We start from the raw sequence: 17,811 nt of genomic DNA, 5'->3' as shown, positions 1-17,811 counted from the left end.
CTGCCATTTTTACCAACTTTTTCGGAGTCTTTTCAGTGAGCAAAATCGGTATTGCGCTCTTCGTAGATCCCAAGAAACCCACTGATGGATATGCATGCGAAAGCGGTGAGTCTACTGAGATCAGTGGTACACATGAATTATCAACAGACGTGCTTTGGATTACCAACATACGGCCCTATGATTTTATCCAGGGTGGTTACGGGCAGCTCCGCCATATTCGTAGCTCAAACTTCTTCAGGACGGATCTTGGGTATTTGATCCGAGAGTGGGGATTGGAGGGAGATCTTTCAGAGGCAGCCGAGTATCTCCATAAAGTTTTGAATCGTGCGCTATACGTAGTGCAAGATCGCAATCCAGTTGATCCGCAGGACTCTAGGATAGGCTTGCGCCAATCACTGTCCGAGATTGTTATTCCTGACTCAATTACGGAGCCTCTGATTGACAATCTTGAGATTAACAACGCTGTAGCCCAAAGCATTCAATACAACCAGGGCAGAGCGGGTTCTTCGAGAATCCCTGCTGGCGCCAAGATCTGTTCCTTCGTGGTTCCTCGATCAGCCCTTGCGAACTTCTTGTTGTCCAGGCGGCTTCCATCATCCCGGTCCTGGCAGCCGATTACTATTAAGTCTGGAGTCTTGCGCATTGGTTCTGCGAATGGTCGTAGTGCTAACGACTCTGCATCAGACGAATCGTTTTCGAAAATGCTAGAGATGGCAGAGTCAAAAGAATTCTTTTTGGATATTGACGTAAGAGAAATAGACCGCCGATTTGCTAGTCATAAGAGCTTTGGTGTCGGAGATCGTACCAGTCGTCATTATGCTTGTGTGGAGGAGGTGGCAGAGATGGCCCACTACTCTATTATCGACATAAGAGGTGGTTGGAGTTGCGATAAGAACAAGGATGCCCTGCCCTACCCTGATATGCCAGATGAGTTCAGTGTCGGTCGGAGTATCGCAAATGAAATCTACTGGCTAGCTATTGCGTCGAACAAGGACTCTAACAAGCCTTCACCATGGACTGCTTACTTGCGCTGTATTGAGAGAGTTGTTCTTGGTCGAGCAGCTGACCAATTCTCTCGCCATGGGTTCGTTGTTGGCAGCTATGGGACAGGGCGCATCAATGTGTTCCTTAGGTCGGCAGAAAAGCAAAAGGCAGCTGAGTTAGCTCTCTCTTTGGGTCTTCTGCCACCTTTTTCTCTACTAACTCAACCTTTATCGCCGAGTCAGGTTGCCTTTAAGCCTAAGTTATATTATCGTGACGACGTTGTTGATGGTCTTATTGGTTTAACTGATTTCATCGACTGTCTTGAGTCGGATTGGTTGAGGATGTTTGTTGCAGGAGCGGCTCTTAAAGGCGAAAACCCGTCAGGTGTTCAGCTTGAGTTAGATGCCCTACTCGATCTCCCAGAAAACCGCCGATTAGCCTCATTTGAGGCCCTGGTGATTAAGCACATCCAGGATGTTCCTGAGACTGTAGCCCCAGACACTGAAGACAGCGATGAGAGTGACGATGGTCTTATTTTTTGATGTCTGGACTCAAACAGTTCTTCGCGAAAACACTCTCACTCACGGCCTACGATCTTTGTGATCTTCAGGCCGTCGAGGACGACCACACGTTTGTAACTGCTGATGGCTACTACTGCTCTGCCATTTCTTTGGATGGAGCAAAGACTCACCTCGGTGAGAAAGAGCATCCAAAGGCGGTCCAACGCTTAAGTGATCGCCTAAACGCTTCATTTAAAAATCCTGGCCACCAAATTCAGTTTGTCTTTATTCAAGATCCTGAGGCTGGTGGGAAGTATGTAGCTAAGAAGCAACTTGACGAGTTGCGGAGTGTTGCAGAGCGGCTAGACCTCAACATTGAGCCGATTTTAGAAGAACGCGAGAGTATCTGGAGTCAAAAGCGCGTTCCATTTGAGGCTTGTTATGTTGTTGTCAAAACTTCTCTTGCTGCGTTCTCGAAGGCCGATCAGGAAAGAGCGATCAAAGATCGCGATGTCACACCTTACGTTGTAATGGGGCAGGATCCCCGTCGTGGTTATCGCAGACTTCTAGCGAAGCACAACTCTTTTGTTAAGAACCTGACCGGTGCTTTTTCTGAAGTTTGCGTTACTGAACCCACTACGGTTCATCAACTTGCGCGAGTAATTAACACCTTTATTACTGGCAGGTATGACGATCGCTTCAATTTGAAACAGGTTCAGAGCAAAAGAGCGGTTCCTCCGAGGCTTCAGGTTTCTACCTCTAACCCTTCCGACCCTACTCCGCTCTCCCAGCCTCCTATAGCGAACCAGTTTTGGACTGAGCGTCCAAAAGAGTTGGAAGATGAAGAAGCGATAGTGAAGTGCCATAACAGGTACATAGCTCCCATTCAGATCGAAACTTGGTCTGATCGGCCGCAAGCATTCACGGAGATGGTTAGCAGGATCGAGCGGCGGTTTCCTTTTAGTGCCAGTTTTACATTCCAAACCGGCAAAGATCAGGTTCGATCCTTCCTAAACTCGAAACATCGGATGGCCATGCTTGCCAAGATTTTCAATAAGGCAAATGGTGAGCAGGCTTCAGCTGCGACTGTTTTAAGAGATTACCTGGTAGGGAATGAGGCAAATGCTCTCAAAGGCCATCTGACCTTCACTACATGGGGAAAAGACAAGGATACATGTTTAACCCGGAAAGAGGAGCTTTCAGCAGCAGTTAGCTCTTGGTGCGGATTGCGGCCCGTGGAATTTCTCGATGACCCTGTTCGCCTTTGGCTCGAAGGAATCCCAGCCATGGCGAGAAAGCCTGTTAGCGTGCCTTCAGCTATACGCCTGAAGGACGCTCTGGTTTATCTTCCAGTAGATCGGCCAGCATCATTCTTTAAGAATGGCGCAATGCCGTTGTTCTCAACGGACTATAAGCCGATGCCCTTCATGATGGGCGCCCCGTTCCAGACAACGTGGAACAACAACTGGTTTGCACCCCCAGGCTCTGGTAAATCCGTAGGTCTATTTGGCTCTACACTTGCATTACTGCTGAGCGAAGATAACAAGCAGTTGCCGAAGCAAGTTTTTCTGGATGTTGGTCATGCTGGTGTCGGCCTCGTAAAGCTTTTCAAATCCATACTGGGCCCTGAGCGGGCTCACAGGGCGCATTACTTCACGATGCGCAATGATGGCCAGACCTTTATCAACCCGTTCGACACCATGACGTGCAATCGCTACCCAACTGATCAGGAAAAGCAGGATCTGATCAGTTTGCTGGGGATCATCTTCGCAACAGAAGACGGGGCAGACTCAAAATACCTAGAACTGATCATTCCTGATCTCATCAATAAGATGTATGAGCTGCGTTCTGACAAGTCAGGCGGGAAGGGTGATCCGGCTCAGTACAAGCGGCATCAAGATCCCGAAATTGACAAGCGCTTGGACAGGGGTGACATCGAGCTCGATGAAACCCCGCTATGGTGGGAAATAGCTGACGCAATGTTGTATGCCGGAGAATATCGGCTAGCGAACAGGGCAACACGTCAGGCTGTGCCCCTTCTGCGGGACATAAACACCATCATTGCAAAAGATGATGATCTGAAGCGTAAGTTTGCAGATGTAACCATAGGCTCGGTTCCTCTTCTCGAGTACATCCGCATCTTCACAGAATCAACCATCAGTAACGTAATCCTGCTGAATGCGCCTACAAATCTTGATCTGAATGAAACAGATCTCTTAGTAATCAACCTCGCTGACGTTGTTTCGACCGATGACGCTACCGGCCGAAAGCAGTCCGCAACAATGTTTATGTTGGCTATGGTGGCTGGCGCCAGGGAATTCTTCCAGACTCCAGAAGTGGTGAGCTCGCCGACTTTCTCCGATGACCCTGCGGTTAAGTCTTATCACCTTGAGCGTCTTAAAGGTAGCTTCAATACCAAGCGCCACCTGATTCTCGATGAATATCACCAGTTCAACACCATTCCTTCTTTGGACAAAAGGATTATTAGCTGTCGCCGGAAAGGTCGTAAGAACAACCTCATCATCTCACTGGCTACACAGTACGACTTTCACGTTACAGCTGAGCAGCGGGAAATCGCGACAAACACTTTCTTTATGTCCGCCAGCGATCGGACCGAAATGAACGGCCGGCAAGAGCGCTATCAGTTCTCAGATGACATCAAAGAGCACGCACTGCGAGAACAACGTGGTCCGGGAACTATGCTCCATTTCGCTAAGAAGAAGGACAACACTACCTGGCAGGTTTGCCGGGATGTGAAGGGCCCGATGGAACTGTGGGCTTTCTCTAGCACCGCGGAGGATCTTGATCTTCGGAATGCGCTTGAGGACAAAGTTGGCTTTTGGGAAGCGTGCAGGATCCTCGGAAAGAATTTTCCGGGAGGGGGAATCGGCGACTTCCACCACAAGTTCACAAAATATGTGCAGGCAACGTTTGACGACCCACAGATGGCAAAGCGTTGGCACCAAATTCTTGCAAAGAAAATCTTGATGGAGCCAGACACCTGGCGGCTCTCAATCTCGGAGGAACTCGAATGAATCGCAATTCAATCTGCGGGGCATTAGCACTCGCTGCAGTCTTTACCCTTACTGGCTGCGCATCGAATGAGCCGGTAGCTCAAGCGTCAGTTGCATCTTCAAACCTCCAGGAGTCGATGGAGAGGGTAGAGGTAGAGATTGTTGATGAGCTTCGTCTCTTGGCTAAGTTGAGAGATGAAGAGCGCAAGAAGCGGCTTACAGAAGAAGAGAAGCAGCAGCGAATCCTCCAGGCCCGGGATGAAAAGGTGCCGGCCGAGTTCAAGCAACACGCCTCTATGAATGTTCCACCTAAAGACGCACATGAGGTCTGCACGTTATTGGCCGACGCCGTTGAATACGAGAGTACGGTTGAGGGGCCAATTCCACGCAGGCCTATTTGGGTGAGGATCAATATTCGGGATGAGCCCCTTTATTCCGCAGTGATGGACTTAGGCCGCCAGACCGGCTCTGCCTTCACCATGGAGATTTACCCGCTTAGCAAGTTGGTGCGCTGTGTTTACAACCGGGAGATTAACGGCTGATGCGACGATTGCTGATTACTTCGATTTGTGCGGCGTTTTTAGCTGCTCAGGGTGCGAGTGCAAGCAATCTTGAGCGCGTTAACGCACCTAACTCCCTGAATGACTTAGTTAATCTCTCAAGCGATTACATGTCTGATGAGAAGTCGTCTAATGACGCATCCGCGGATCTTCGGTTGCGAGCCATGCGTCAGGCAGCAGAAGCTGTAGGGGTTCAGAAGGGCTATGCATTCAGAATGGATGAGTACCATGATCTTCTTCTGAAGCAAGAAGATAGGTACGACGAAATCTTCGACTTCCGGCAGTTAATGGAATTGGTGCCGGGAGATTATGACAATGAGGTTCGCCTGTACCGCTTGCCTGCTGTCATCCAGGAAGCCCGGAACTACATAGAAGGTGATGATTCGTTTCTGACTGTTACAGGAACGAACTACAAGATCCTCAAGAATACCCGTTTAACAACGGTACCGCCGACCTGGCGGGATTATCTGATCACAACGACCAATCTTGAAGCGAATAACCCGGCGCGATCTATTTTGCCCTCTGCCGATGATGAGCGAGAGCGGGAAATATGGTCAACCCACGTATTGAGAGGCTGGAAACGCGGCTTGAGTCAGGCAGATCAAGAAATCCAGTTAAGAATATCGAGGTTTCGTCGTGATTTTGTAGGGATGGTTCGGTACCTGAGATTGTTGGAGCAAGAGCTTATCGATCCTGACTTCATTGCTGTTCAGAACCAGATGGTCACTGGCGGTGGTGATCGGCTTGGGATTGATAAGACCACCTATCAGATAACTTCGCCGGCCCAATTCAATACGGACCATGAACGCTGGAGAGCAGACGTTCTCGATCCGCGAGAAAGTTTCCGCGAAATTCCCATCGAAGAACTGGATTACGAGGTTTACCGTGAGTCTAAGTGATACTGGCCCCCGCTTTGATCCTGAAATGTTTGTGAAGGATCAGATCCCGAACGTTTCAACAGGTGACCAAGTTCAAGCAATTCTTCGCCATGCTCATGAACTTGGCGCGAGCGACATTTTCTTTACTACAGACGTTGAGCCGTCGATGGATTTGCACGGCCGCAAAAAGGTTTTGCTGCCTCGCTGCCTGTCACAGCATGAAATGGATACAGTTCTGACCGAAGTGGCAGGTCGGGGCTCAGACGCCGTTCTGATGGGGGGGAAGAAGAAGGAGTTCTCCTATCCTGTTCAGATCGGAAGAGGGCGGTACATTCGTTTCCGCGGTAGCGCAGTCCCGGCAAGAATTAATGACACGATTGGGTATCGCATAACCCTACGGACGATTCCCGGGACGATACCGAGTGTTGAGGATCTGGACATTGAACCGGAAATTATTGAGCAATTCGAGAATTTCCGGAAAGGTTTGATCATCGTTATCGGTGCCACGGGCACCGGTAAGAGTACAACCCTTGCGGCACTGCTCAACCATAAGCTTTCACAGGTCGATGCAAACATGAACATGCTGACCTGGGAAAATCCGATTGAGTTTGTATACCCGCTGACTTATCCCTCGAGCCTCTGCCTTCAGCGTGAAATCGGCCGTGAGTGTGACAGTTTTGTTCAAGGCCTGATGGACAGTCTTCGCCAGACGCCAACGCACTCGTTGGTAGGTGAGATTCGGACCCGTGATGAGATTGAGTTGGCATTGATGGCTGCCAACACGGGGCAGGGCGTTGTGACTACTACCCACGCTAATAACGTTGCAATGGCGGCCCGGCGGCTCATTGCGCCATTCGATGATTCACAGAAAGCAGTCATCCAGGGTGACTTGTTTGATCTTGGCCAGATGTTTCTAGCGCAAGATCTTTTGCCAACTGTTGATGGTAAGCGATGCGCTATCCGCGAGTACGTAATCATGACCTCTGAAATTCGGGAGCGCCTGGCGACGGCAAAAAATATCACCTCCGAGATGATGAACGTCCTTGTGACCGAAGGCGTCACCTTCGAGAAATCTGCAAGGCAGCGCCTTGAAGAAGGAAAAATCACCGAAAAGCAGTATGAGCGTGTTGCACGACCATACCGGGCTTACATGTAAAAGGGGCGTGTGGCTGTATGGAAGATATTGATAGCTACGTTGCCCATTCCCGCAAAAAAAGGCTGTTCCTTGAGCTGCCTTTTTCCGCACTAACCCCCATTATACTGGCCTTTTTCCTCCCTTGGTTTCTAGGCTGGCTAAGCTTTGTAGCGATGCTTGTTTGGATCGGTTTTCTGAAATACACCGATTCTAAAGGCTATACCTTTTTCGGCTACTACCGCAGGAAGTTACGGCGCTGGGCGGGTGGTTACACAGCACGACCAAGAACGTACATAAATGTTGACTATTAACCCAAGTAAAAGTAGCATTTAACTGTTAAATCAATTTTTCTGGTGAGACAAATGAATAACACCGCACGCAGCTTGTCGCTGGTTATGATTTCGGCCTTCGGGACGGCTCATGCAGGAGTCTATATCGCACCCCTGGATGATGATGGCTCCGTCGAGTTTACCGAAGAGCCGATGTACATCGAAATGGATTCAAAGCGTGTCCAGTCCTACCTACCGCAGAATCAATCTGAGACTCAAGATCGGAATATCCCGATGACTGGTAGTGACCGGTTGAGCGTTGAGTCAGCAGAATCCAGCGACGAAATGAGTCGTGGTGCTGGTGTTCCCATGCGCCAAGCTGTTCAGGCTGTGTTACCGGATGAAGAGTGGGCTGTGAACTTTGACGGCAGTGTCAGCCCGCGTGAGCCGGCGGTATGGGCTACCAAGGGGGGTTGGCAGGATATTCTGCGCGACATTTCGAAGCGCAACGACGTGTCTATTGCCGTGAATGAAGAAAACAAGGTTGTGGGTGTTTCCAGAGATCCTGGCTACGCCCGCCTGCTGTCAGCGGCTGATGCCGATGTGGAAGGGCTTCGTGCGGCCCGGGAAGCTGGAGTGCCTGCAGCTGATCGCAATATTGGTCAAATGAAGGCCGGCGACAAGATTTGGTACATCAGCCAAGACCTTACTGTCCGTGAAAATCTACAAGCGTGGGGTGAGCGTGCTGAATGGTATGTGGATTGGGACTACCCCTCTGATTATACCATGGCGGCGCCCGCTCAGTTTGTCGGCACCTTTAAAGAAGCTGCTCGGGAGTTGATGTACGCGCTTTCAGATGCCGGGTATCCGATCGGCGCGGAAGTGAATAGCAAAAACCGAGTTCTGAGAATCCGGGGTATTAAATGATGAAGCGATTTCCTTTTGTGATAGTGCTCGCGGCAACCATGTTGGTGGGTTGTTCAAGCATGGGTGTTGATAAGTCTCAACAGCAGAGCGCTCAAGATCAAGCCAAGCGCTCAGCAGTCGAGGCAGAGGTGGCTCTGGATAGCGCCGGCGCTCACCGGCACCGGGAAGCCTTCCGGGAGATCGATCGTTATTGGCTTGGATCTCCCGCGGAAATTGAATTGAGTGATCCCTTGCCTCCTGAGCTGAAGCGAAGTTTCACTTATTCAACCTATTCGCCAATGAGCATCCAGGAAATCTCAAAGTTGGTTACCGAAATAACCGGTCTTCGGACCAGGATTGCCGAGGATGTCATTCGCTCTCTTCCCAGTGGTTCTGTTGGTCAGATCGATCAAAATGGAGCTCCTATGATGGCGTCGCGCTGGAGCGAGGATGTCGAGCTTATGGGGACAGGGCGTGAGCGAATTACCTTCGATGTTGATGGCACCGTAGAAGATCTTCTGAACATGGTATCGAGCCGGTTCAATATTGCATGGCGTATTGATGATGGGGTCATAATCTTTCATCGGTACGTAACAAAATCCTTCGCTCTCAACATTATTGACGAGCGTTTGGATACAACTACCGCATCTGGCGAGTCAAGCGAAGCGACTGGCGGTACGGAAAGCGTTAACAGTGAGATCGCCAAGAACGTATACAGCGATGTTATGGATTTAATGGCCGGGCTGATGTCCGATGCCGGCGTAATCACCAGGTCACCATCAACAAGTTCATTTACAGTTACAGATACCAAAGATGTGGTTGATGCAATTACGCGGGAGGTGGGGCGTGTAAATGAAGATCTGACTCGACAGGTTGCCTTGAACGTCCGCATCTACTCGGTTTCTGATGTCGATAACGAAGAATTCGAGTTTTCCCTCGACCTTCTCTACACCGGTATGGAGAGCTCTGCGCAAATCCAGAAGATTTCCGATCCCATTGGGGATATCGCCGGCATCAATTTCAACGGCGCATACCTGATGGGTGATTGGGCTGGCTCAAGCGTTAACTACGATAATGTTGCCCTGAAAGAGAATGTTGCCATTGTCACCCGCTCTACAAATATTACGACCAACAACCGCACTGTCCCCCTGGAGACGGCCCGGATTACGAACTACATCTCCTCTGTAACAACTTCTCGCTCAGACCTTTCGAGTGGTGTGGATACGGAAATTGAACAGGATAAAGTTGTCACTGGCTTAAATATGCAGGTTACGCCCAAGATTTTGGCTGATGACCGCATTCTTGTTCATTACAGCATCAACATTACTGACCTGGTAAGCCTGTTTGAGCGTCAGATTAATGAGGCCAGCGTCCAGCAGCCCGACATCACGCGCCGCAAGATTATCAATCAGGCCATCATGCGCAGCGGTTCAACCCTGGTTCTTACCGGTCTTCATGTGAAGAACGATGAATACAAGGACTCTGGTTCCTTCTGGCCAGGATTCAAGCTCTTCGGCGGTAGCCGCCGCGATAATGCGAATCGAGAAATGGCTGTAATCATGATCACCCCAGTCCTCCTTGGTAACTCTGTAGGAGAGCCCCGCGCATGATTCGACTGATCGACATAAACGGTCATGTCGCGGTCGCTGGGCTAACTTGGTCTAGCTTGGCTGGCTCGACGGCAAAGGGAATCGACGCCAAAGAGCGGGCGATGGACTTTGCAGCCGCGGCCTACCTGAAAGGGAAGAGTGGCAAGGGGAAAAGTAAGCGTAACTCTGCGGGGTATCTTGCGGCTGGTTATGCAGAGATTGAAGAGGTTCTGAGAAGCCCTGATGCTGCGGAAGAGCAGGACATTCTGAAGCAGCCATCCCTAATGCTTTGGTTTATTGAGGAGGCCAAAAAGAAAGGAATTGGTTACAGCGAGGAGCTCGGTGTCAACGGCGTATTCAAAATCGATCTTGGAAATGGTGAATACTGGATTGGAGCCGTACGTGAGTCGCGTCCTCTTTCTTTCGTAGAGAGCGACTGGGTTGGGGCTGACGAAGCAATGGCAAAGAGCCTTGAGGGTTTAATTGCTAGTTGTGAATCAGTGTTTGAGGAAGTTCAGGTTTTTGAGCTTACCACTGACGAAATCTTCGACGATAAGCCTAAAAAGAATGTTGGCGTTCTGGTCAAGGGTAGAAGTTCAACGGCATCAACTGCAATACAACTTGTCATTGTTTTTGCGCTTCTCGGCGGCATTGCCTGGTTTCTATATCAGATATTCCTTGCCGAACCAGAGCAGGTCAGTCGCAAAGGCCCTTCAGACGCTGAACTTCGACGAAGCGCTATGAATTCGTATCAGCAAGCAATGCAGAGAGACTTTGGCTACGTGGGTTCTGCTGAAGCTTACGACATAGTTATGTCGACTACTGAGGGAGTGCCTGTAGCCGTTGAATCCTGGTCCTTTATAGCTGCCAATTGTGGAGCTAGTTCTTCGGAATGTGTTTTCAAGTTCGAGTCTCCTGGTTATGGCGTGCCGAGCGTACTTGAGGATGCGCTTGGGGCTGGTGTACAGGTGAATCTCGGTGGGCGAGAGGCTCTTTTCAGGAAACCTGTGTCTTTCAGCAAAGAAATTGATCGGGATTTCATTGTTCCTGCATCAGATGTCGTTAGGTCAAGGTTGCTGGACACAGCCGCCTTTCTAAGGAGCCCCGCGTTAGATCTGAATGTTGAGCTTTCGGCTTTTGAGAAAGTGACTATCGACAATAGCTCTTTTCTCCGTGGTTCCACATTCACTGCGGAATACCAAAAAGGCGGCATTTCAGTAAGTGGCCCTGTAGGGCTTCTCGAGGTCGCGGCTCACGAACTCTCGATGCCAGGCGTTCTGGTCACTGAGATAGTCATCAACAATGAAGAATTTGCGATGCGAGGACATTATGCATTTCAGTAAAGCTGCCTTATTGGCTTCAGTGTTTGGCTTTGCTTTCAGTGGACTGCTATCGGCCCAACAGTCTGGAAATTCGGCGATGACAGTCGCCGATAAGATTGAGATGGCCCAGCGGATCAATGACGAACGCATGCGCTCAGAGTTAGCAACACAAGAGTCTGAGCGGCTTGCTGCTGAGAACGAAGTCCTCCGGATGAAAATTGAACTGCGCGATCTGGAGGCAAAGAAAAGCACGTCGATTTCAGAAATTGAGGAGATGAGAGCACAAATTCAACGCTATAAAAGGCTCCTGGCTAACAGCGCGACCAATGCGCAAAGAACAGATCAAACTGTTTCCCCCAGGTCTAAGGCCACCAAAGAGCCACCTCTTAACATGAGGTTGCTGAATGTATTGAAGGGGGAGGGCATTTCCACCCGGGCCCGTGTGGTTGTGCTAGGCGATAACGGCTCCGCCCAGGGTGAGTTTCAAGTGAAAGAGGGCAGCAGCATTCAGGGCTGGACTATCGAGTCAATCAACCAGAACTCGATCCAGGTCACCAAGAATGGTGACTCTTACACCTATGGCAGTGATGGAATGATGTAACACCATGAAGCCAGGAGCGTTTGGAATGACTGATAAGCCCACGAAAAAGCGGATTGTTGTTAGGACAAAGGCTGACAAGAAAGCTGAGCCCTCTTTGTCCGTCGTGGGCGGCCGTCGGTCTGTGTCGGAAACAAAGGTGGCAGGCCAGCCGGTTAGGATTTCCCGTTCTGGCGTCAAGCGCCTTGAATCACTGGCAGAAATTTCAACTCCTGAAAAGCTGCTTTCTATCCCAGTGTCAGATGTTAAGAACTCTTCGGCAGACGAGAAGCGCCCTTACATTCTTTCAGATTCAGTGTCTGAAAAGGCTGTGATCTTCCAGGCGAGTAACGGATCACTTTGGCTGCTTAAATCGGATGAGCTTAAGCCTGAAGAGGTTGAGGACCTCGCCTATACAGAAGGTAAGGTGAAGACCTCTGGTAAACCGTTCACTATTGCCATTGTTCCTGATGCCCTTTTCAAGGAATTCCATGCCCAGCTTAAAGAACAACACCGCCGCAAACTGAGTGCTGCGCCTAGTGACCAGCATGTTCAATTCGAGTCTCTGGTCGAAGACGCAGTATCGAACGGTGTTTCTGATATCCATATCACCGTAGCCAGGGGTAAAGTCACGGTTGAGTATCGAATTGACTCGCGTAACGTCGAGATCACCAAATTCAGTTGGTCCATATCGGTCGAGCAAACCTTCAAGTTCCTTCGCTCTGTTTTCAATACAATAACTCAGGCGACTGAAGATGGTTTCAATTCGAGAGTTCCCCAGGATGCATCAATCATTCATCCGATTAAGGGTAAGAATTACCAACTTCGCTATGCGCACGACAACGTTGAAGGCGAGGGTATTCACGCTGTTCTGCGGGTACTGGATGATCTCAGTGATGGAAGTGAGAACGCGGAAGGAAGCTTCGTACCACTGACAAAACTCGGTTTGTATGAAGACGAGGAGTCCCTGATTAATCGGATGATGGAAGCACCGTACGGCTTCCTTTGTGTTTCGGGTACAACTGGTTCCGGTAAATCGACGATGCTCAAAAACATCATCGGTGGTTATGCATATCGGAGCCCGGGAAAGAACATCATCACTGTTGAGAATCCAGTTGAATATCGGATCTATAACGCGAAGCAGACTTCTGTTTCTTCGCCAGACAAGATGGCAGCTCACCTGGTGTCGGCCCTTCGCCGTGATCCAGACTGTATTTTGATTGGTGAGATCCGGGACCGGGAAAGTGCGAAAGTGACTGTTGAAGCCACCCAGACTGGTCACTTCGTTTGGTCTACGTTGCACGCTTCGAATGCGTTAGCTCAAATCTCGCGTCTTGAAGATATCGGCATTTCACGCTTAACGCTTGCGGCTCCTGAATTTATAGCGGGAATGCTTCATTTGGCCCTTGCACGGAAGGTTTGCACGCATTGTCGAATTCACATTAAGGATGCATATCAGCGCGACCTTATAGCCAAGGATCGGTTTGAGCGGGTTAAGAAGGCCGTTAACCATCAAATCGACAATGTATATGTTGCTAACACTAAGGGTTGCTCTAAGTGTTCCGATTTAAGTGACGGTTCAAAGCCAGACGTAAATGCTGGATTCAAGGGTCGTATGTCTGTGCCAGAGATGGTAGTTCCAAACATGAAAATCCTTAATGCAATTAAGAAGGGTGATGATTTAGCGGCTTATGAGGCTTGGCGTGAGAGCGGAGGCATCACTATACAGGAGTCGGCAGTACGTCGTCTGAAGGATGGCTTTATCTGTGCCAATGAGATTGAGGCTCAGTTCAAGCGGCTCGATCATGACGAAGCATTCTATATCTGAGGCCATGATGGATTTAACGACATTATTTCCGGCATTTATGAGGTCATCCCCGCGGCGCAAGTCGAAGCCCCAATTGAAGGGAAAGGCCAAACAAGAGATTTACACACAGCTTGCCTCTTTTATTGAGGATGGATTTACTCCATACAGAACGGCCGAAGCCCTGGCGATTGAGTATGGCCGAGACAGCCGTGACAAACGTGGCCAGTTTTACCGATATCTGGTCCGGCAGTTGAAGGAAGGTGACGAGATTGCAAAAGCCCTTCGTGGTGTAGTTCCTGAGACTGACTTGTTTGTACTTGAGTCGGCTGAAAAGACAGGGTTGTTAGCTGAAGGTTTTCACAGACTGATCTACTTCAATGAGCAGTCCCTCATTCTCAAAGGGAAAATGTTTTCACTGCTGAAGCCTTTAGGCTTGGCAGCGGCTGCTCTGGGGATTTTGTATGGCTTCGCAACAGGAGTCCTGCCTGGGTTCACGACAATGGTTCCTGAAGATCAATGGGGTGGTGGTACCACGAGTCTTATTGCAATGGGTGAGTGGCTGGAGCTATATACATTGCCAATTTTAGCCGGCATTGCCTTTTACTTTGTTGCGTCATTGGCGATGTTGACGACCTTAACAAATTCCATAAGAGATAAGTATTTGAATCGTTATCTTCCACCGTGGAATTTCTACCAAATATTCACCTCGAATAGCTTTTTGCTGACCCTCGGCACAATCATGGAGTCAGGAATTCGATTGAGTCGGGCATTGCCGATGGTCAAGGAATATTCGGGGCCTTACTTGGCAAACCACATAGACATGATGGAGCAATCAGTGAAGGAGGGTGCAACCGATGGGGCAGCTGTAGCAACAGACTTATTCGACAAAGAGACCAAGTTGCTGCTCAGAGTCTATGGTCGTGGTAACCAGTTTGAGTCACAGGTCCAAAAAGTAGCCAGACGAAGCATGGAAGCTGCAATGCGGAGAATCGACAGCATTGTTGAGGCCGCAAACACGGTTATGAAAGTAGCCATTGCAGGCATCATTATTTGGATAGTTAGCGGAATAGGAGGCGTTGTCCTCCCAATGATTTCAAACATGAACATGGGTGCTTGACCCAACCAAATCAATTTTGATTCACAAGAGAGAAAGGTAGTAACCATGAAAAAAATGCAAACCCAAGTAAAAGAAAAAGGCTTTTCTTTGATTGAGTTGATCATTGTTCTGGCCGTAATTGGCCTACTGGCAAGTGGACTTTACTTTGCCAAAGAACGACTGTTCGGCTCTGTTGATGCTCAAGAGGAAGCCACCACTTACCTTCAAATGATTGGAACAGTCCAGGAAGGCTTCTCTCTCGCGTCTAGCTATGCGAATGCCGATGTGGCCTGGCTCATTGGGACTGGCCAAGTCCCGCCAGAGTGGATCGCCGGCACTGAGATTCGGAACAACTTCAACGGCATTGTGGACATTGGTCCGACTGGTACAGGTAATCGCCAGTTGCTGCTCACTTCCGAAGATCTGACCAGCGAGGCATGCCAGCAAATTGTTCGAATTATCGCCCGTGAATCGGTAACGATGGGTACAAACGCTTCGAACACAAATATTAAAGCGGACCCCTCCGACGAATACGATCCCACTGCGGTTCAGACAGCATGTAATGCCACCGATCCAGTAGATCTGAACATCGTAGCCAACTAAGCGAAAAGGGTGAGTATGGTGACTAACATCAAAACGGTGCAAAAAGGCTTCTCGATACTGGAGCTGCTGATTGTGTTGGCAGTCAGCGGCACCATACTCACCTTGATTGCCAACGTTGTTGAGCGCTACCGCGAAAAGGACGCCATGTCTGAGCTTGGTGGAGAGATCGCAATTGTTGCCAATGCAGTGACAGCGTACGTGTTCGACCAGGGACCGTTAGTTCCTGTTGGACCTACTACCTACAATGGTGTCGATTGGCTCAGGGATAGCACTTGTGGCGGTCCCGCTACGACAGCCCCGGGTGAAGGGTACCTTTCATGCAATTTCACAGCTAACTTAGCACCCAAATATGGGCTGGCATACCAAACCGAGGTAACACGTAATGCTGCTGCTAATAACTTGGTTACAGCCAATATCAATTTAGCAGGCGCACCAGTTCAGTACGGCGGTGAAAATCGACCCGACCTTTCAGGTACTGCGATGAGGATTGCGAAAGGCCGGTACGCGAACACTTCCACCAAACAGATCAGCGATGCCACGCTGGATCTTTATATTGATTACCAGTATGACCCTCAAACCGGTGCAATGACCGTCGTGGTCGATAATGCGAGTGATGGATCCGATCCATGGCTTTCTATCACCGGGCAGAATTCTATGCAGGCAGATCTGGACATGGGGGATGGAACCAACGATTTGGTTGATGCCAACAATGTATTTTGGGGTGGGACTCCGACAGCTGCGGAATCAGCCAACAATACGCAAAGTGCATTGCTTGGCAATAACGGCGGTGGTAGTACGGCAATTCGATTGAACGGTCGAGGTGGTTCTGGATCCGAAATTGTATTCATTCGAGACGGAAGTGAAACGACATTCAACGTTCGGCTTGCGAACCAAGCTGACGGCGAGTTGCTGCTTGAAGCTTCAAACGGTGTTGCTGTCGACGCCCCTGTGCTCGACCTCATCGGTGGAGCAGGGAACGGCCAAATGGCTGCGGACGACTTCTATTCGAAACAGAGAGGTCGAACGCTTAATCAAGCTGTAACTGACGTTTACATGGCGAATCACGATCAGTTGATACCAAAGCCTACGTGCCCAACAGGCTTGAATCCAACGATTTATACAGCAGTTTCACGATTTGCCGGCGTGGACCGAACAACTCCGAACAGCTTGAATAATATTGCTGCGTTTCAGGCATTAGCTCTAGACGCCGGCGCATCCTGGAGAATTCAACTTGAAGGTATTGTTCAAGACGAGGGGCAAGTGACACCCCCGGACGATTTGGCTGCTGTCATGGCTGTCACAAAGTGTTCTTAAAAAACTTGACACTTCTGACCTGCTCGCCTCTGGCTTAACCGTTTCTAGCTTAGTAATGTTCATCACAGCAGAGGACGATGAACATGAAAAAGCGATTTTCAGACGAGCAGATCATCAGCATTTTGAAGGAAGCCGAAGCCGGCCTGGCGGTGAAAGAGTTATGCCGCAAGTACAACATTTCTGATGCCACCTTCTACACCTGGCGCAAGAAGTTCGGCGGCATGGAGGTCTCAGAAGCTCGCCGGTTGAAGGCTGTCGAGGACGAGAATGCCAAGCTCAAGAAGCTATTGGCTGAATCGCTTCTGGACAATGAAGCGCTGAAGGCGGCCCTCAACCGAAAGTACTGACCGTCGAGAACAAGCGCGAGGCCGTGCGGGCGATGCAGGAGCAAACGCCGATTTCACAACGCAGGGCCTGTCTTCTCGCCGGGTTATCCCGCGCTTCATTTCACTATCGCTCCACCGTTGCGGCCGCCAACAATGTGCTCAGCGAGCGTATTACGGAACTGGCCCATGAGCGCCGTCGGTTTGGTTATCGGCGTGTTCACCAACTGTTGCGACGGGAAGGCACCGACGTGAATCACAAAAAGGTTTACCGGCTGTATCGGGAGGCTGGACTGGCCGTACCGAAACGCAAGCGCCGCAAGGGTATCGCCATGGAGCGTCAGCCCCTGGTGTTGCCGGAGGCTCCAAACCAGACCTGGTCCATGGATTTCGTGATGGACTCGTTGGCGTGCGGCCGGCGGATAAAGTGCCTGACCATTGTCGATGACTTCACCAAGGAGTGTCTCGACATCCCCGTGGCCAATGGCATATCTGGTGACCAGGTTGCCCGCACACTGGATGCCATAGCCGCCTTCAGAGGCTATCCTCAGGCTGTCAGGACAGATCAGGGGCCGGAGTTTACCAGTAAGGCTCTGGATCAGTGGGCTTATGATAACCGGGTGGAACTGAAGCTGATCCAGCCTGGGAAGCCGACTCAGAACGGCTTGATCGAAAGCTTCAATGGGCGCTTCCGAGACGAGTGCCTGAATGAACACTGGTTCCGGGATCTGGCTCATGCCCGCGAGATCATCGGTAACTGGCGACGAGATTATAATGAAAACCGACCCCATTCAGCGTTGTGCTACCAGACACCACTGGAGTTTGCCGCTGGCTACCGGACTACGGGAAAAGGGTCGAAATTAACCGACATTACTAAGCAGTGAGTGGTTTAGTGATTGGGGGCAGGTCAAGGTAACGCTACATCAAGCTCTTA

General features: G+C 50.0%; 15 protein-coding genes. All 15 read left to right on the top strand.

Going from position 1 to position 17,811, the window contains the following annotated elements:
- The first annotated feature begins 35 nt into the window (after positions 1-35).
- The 15 genes from ACESMK_RS09015 to ACESMK_RS08945 all read left to right on the top strand — a co-directional run bounded on the left by ACESMK_RS09015 (position 36) and on the right by ACESMK_RS08945 (position 17,761).
- Positions 36-1,526, top strand: coding sequence for a hypothetical protein (locus ACESMK_RS09015; RefSeq protein WP_372997405.1), 1,491 nt, complete (start codon positions 36-38; stop codon positions 1,524-1,526).
- Complete coding sequence (locus ACESMK_RS09010; protein WP_372997403.1) at positions 1,526-4,519, top strand: hypothetical protein; 2,994 nt, start codon at positions 1,526-1,528, stop codon at positions 4,517-4,519. Before ACESMK_RS09015 ends, ACESMK_RS09010 begins: the two co-directional genes overlap by 1 nt.
- On the top strand, positions 4,516-5,040 hold the full coding sequence (locus ACESMK_RS09005) for a DotD/TraH family lipoprotein (protein WP_372997401.1): 525 nt from the start codon (positions 4,516-4,518) through the stop codon (positions 5,038-5,040). The genes ACESMK_RS09010 and ACESMK_RS09005 overlap by 4 nt, the downstream gene beginning before the upstream one ends.
- Complete coding sequence (locus ACESMK_RS09000; protein WP_372997399.1) at positions 5,040-5,957, top strand: type IV secretory system conjugative DNA transfer family protein; 918 nt, start codon at positions 5,040-5,042, stop codon at positions 5,955-5,957. Before ACESMK_RS09005 ends, ACESMK_RS09000 begins: the two co-directional genes overlap by 1 nt.
- The gene (locus ACESMK_RS08995; RefSeq protein ID WP_372997397.1) at positions 5,944-7,092 is read left to right on the top strand and encodes a type IV pilus twitching motility protein PilT; all 1,149 of its coding nucleotides are present in this window, start codon (positions 5,944-5,946) and stop codon (positions 7,090-7,092) included. Before ACESMK_RS09000 ends, ACESMK_RS08995 begins: the two co-directional genes overlap by 14 nt.
- A gap of 17 nt (positions 7,093-7,109) precedes the next feature.
- Positions 7,110-7,382: a hypothetical protein gene (locus tag ACESMK_RS08990; RefSeq protein WP_372997395.1), complete on the top strand. Its 273-nt coding sequence runs from the start codon at positions 7,110-7,112 to the stop codon at positions 7,380-7,382.
- A gap of 51 nt (positions 7,383-7,433) precedes the next feature.
- Positions 7,434-8,267, top strand: coding sequence for a toxin co-regulated pilus biosynthesis Q family protein (locus tag ACESMK_RS08985; protein ID WP_372997393.1), 834 nt, complete (start codon positions 7,434-7,436; stop codon positions 8,265-8,267).
- The gene (locus tag ACESMK_RS08980; protein ID WP_372997391.1) at positions 8,264-9,856 is read left to right on the top strand and encodes a hypothetical protein; all 1,593 of its coding nucleotides are present in this window, start codon (positions 8,264-8,266) and stop codon (positions 9,854-9,856) included. The genes ACESMK_RS08985 and ACESMK_RS08980 overlap by 4 nt, the downstream gene beginning before the upstream one ends.
- The gene (locus ACESMK_RS08975; protein ID WP_372997389.1) at positions 9,853-11,178 is read left to right on the top strand and encodes a hypothetical protein; all 1,326 of its coding nucleotides are present in this window, start codon (positions 9,853-9,855) and stop codon (positions 11,176-11,178) included. The genes ACESMK_RS08980 and ACESMK_RS08975 overlap by 4 nt, the downstream gene beginning before the upstream one ends.
- Entirely contained in the window at positions 11,165-11,758 is a 594-nt protein-coding gene (locus ACESMK_RS08970) for a hypothetical protein (RefSeq protein WP_372997387.1), read from the top strand. The genes ACESMK_RS08975 and ACESMK_RS08970 overlap by 14 nt, the downstream gene beginning before the upstream one ends.
- 25 nt (positions 11,759-11,783) lie before the next feature.
- On the top strand, positions 11,784-13,562 hold the full coding sequence (locus tag ACESMK_RS08965) for a GspE/PulE family protein (protein ID WP_372997385.1): 1,779 nt from the start codon (positions 11,784-11,786) through the stop codon (positions 13,560-13,562).
- The gene (locus ACESMK_RS08960) at positions 13,540-14,658 is read left to right on the top strand and encodes a type II secretion system F family protein (protein WP_372997383.1); all 1,119 of its coding nucleotides are present in this window, start codon (positions 13,540-13,542) and stop codon (positions 14,656-14,658) included. Before ACESMK_RS08965 ends, ACESMK_RS08960 begins: the two co-directional genes overlap by 23 nt.
- Positions 14,659-14,703: 45 nt before the next feature.
- Positions 14,704-15,240, top strand: coding sequence for a type 4 pilus major pilin (locus ACESMK_RS08955; RefSeq protein WP_372997381.1), 537 nt, complete (start codon positions 14,704-14,706; stop codon positions 15,238-15,240).
- A 15-nt stretch (positions 15,241-15,255) separates the two neighbouring features.
- Positions 15,256-16,554 carry a type II secretion system protein gene (locus ACESMK_RS08950; protein ID WP_372997380.1) on the top strand — a complete coding sequence of 433 codons (1,299 nt, stop codon included), beginning with the start codon at positions 15,256-15,258 and terminating at the stop codon, positions 16,552-16,554.
- Between the two features lie 83 nt (positions 16,555-16,637).
- Positions 16,638-17,761, top strand: a protein-coding gene (locus ACESMK_RS08945; protein WP_372997378.1) for an IS3 family transposase whose coding sequence is annotated in 2 segments (ribosomal slippage) — positions 16,638-16,896 and positions 16,896-17,761 — 1,125 coding nt in all. Because the reading frame shifts where the segments join, the coding sequence is not laid out codon by codon here.
- The last annotated feature ends 50 nt before the right edge of the window (positions 17,762-17,811 follow it).

The organism is Marinobacter sp. (assembly GCF_041687235.1).
Lineage (GTDB): Bacteria > Pseudomonadota > Gammaproteobacteria > Pseudomonadales > Oleiphilaceae > Marinobacter.
This window is presented reverse-complemented; position numbering and strand designations above follow the sequence as displayed.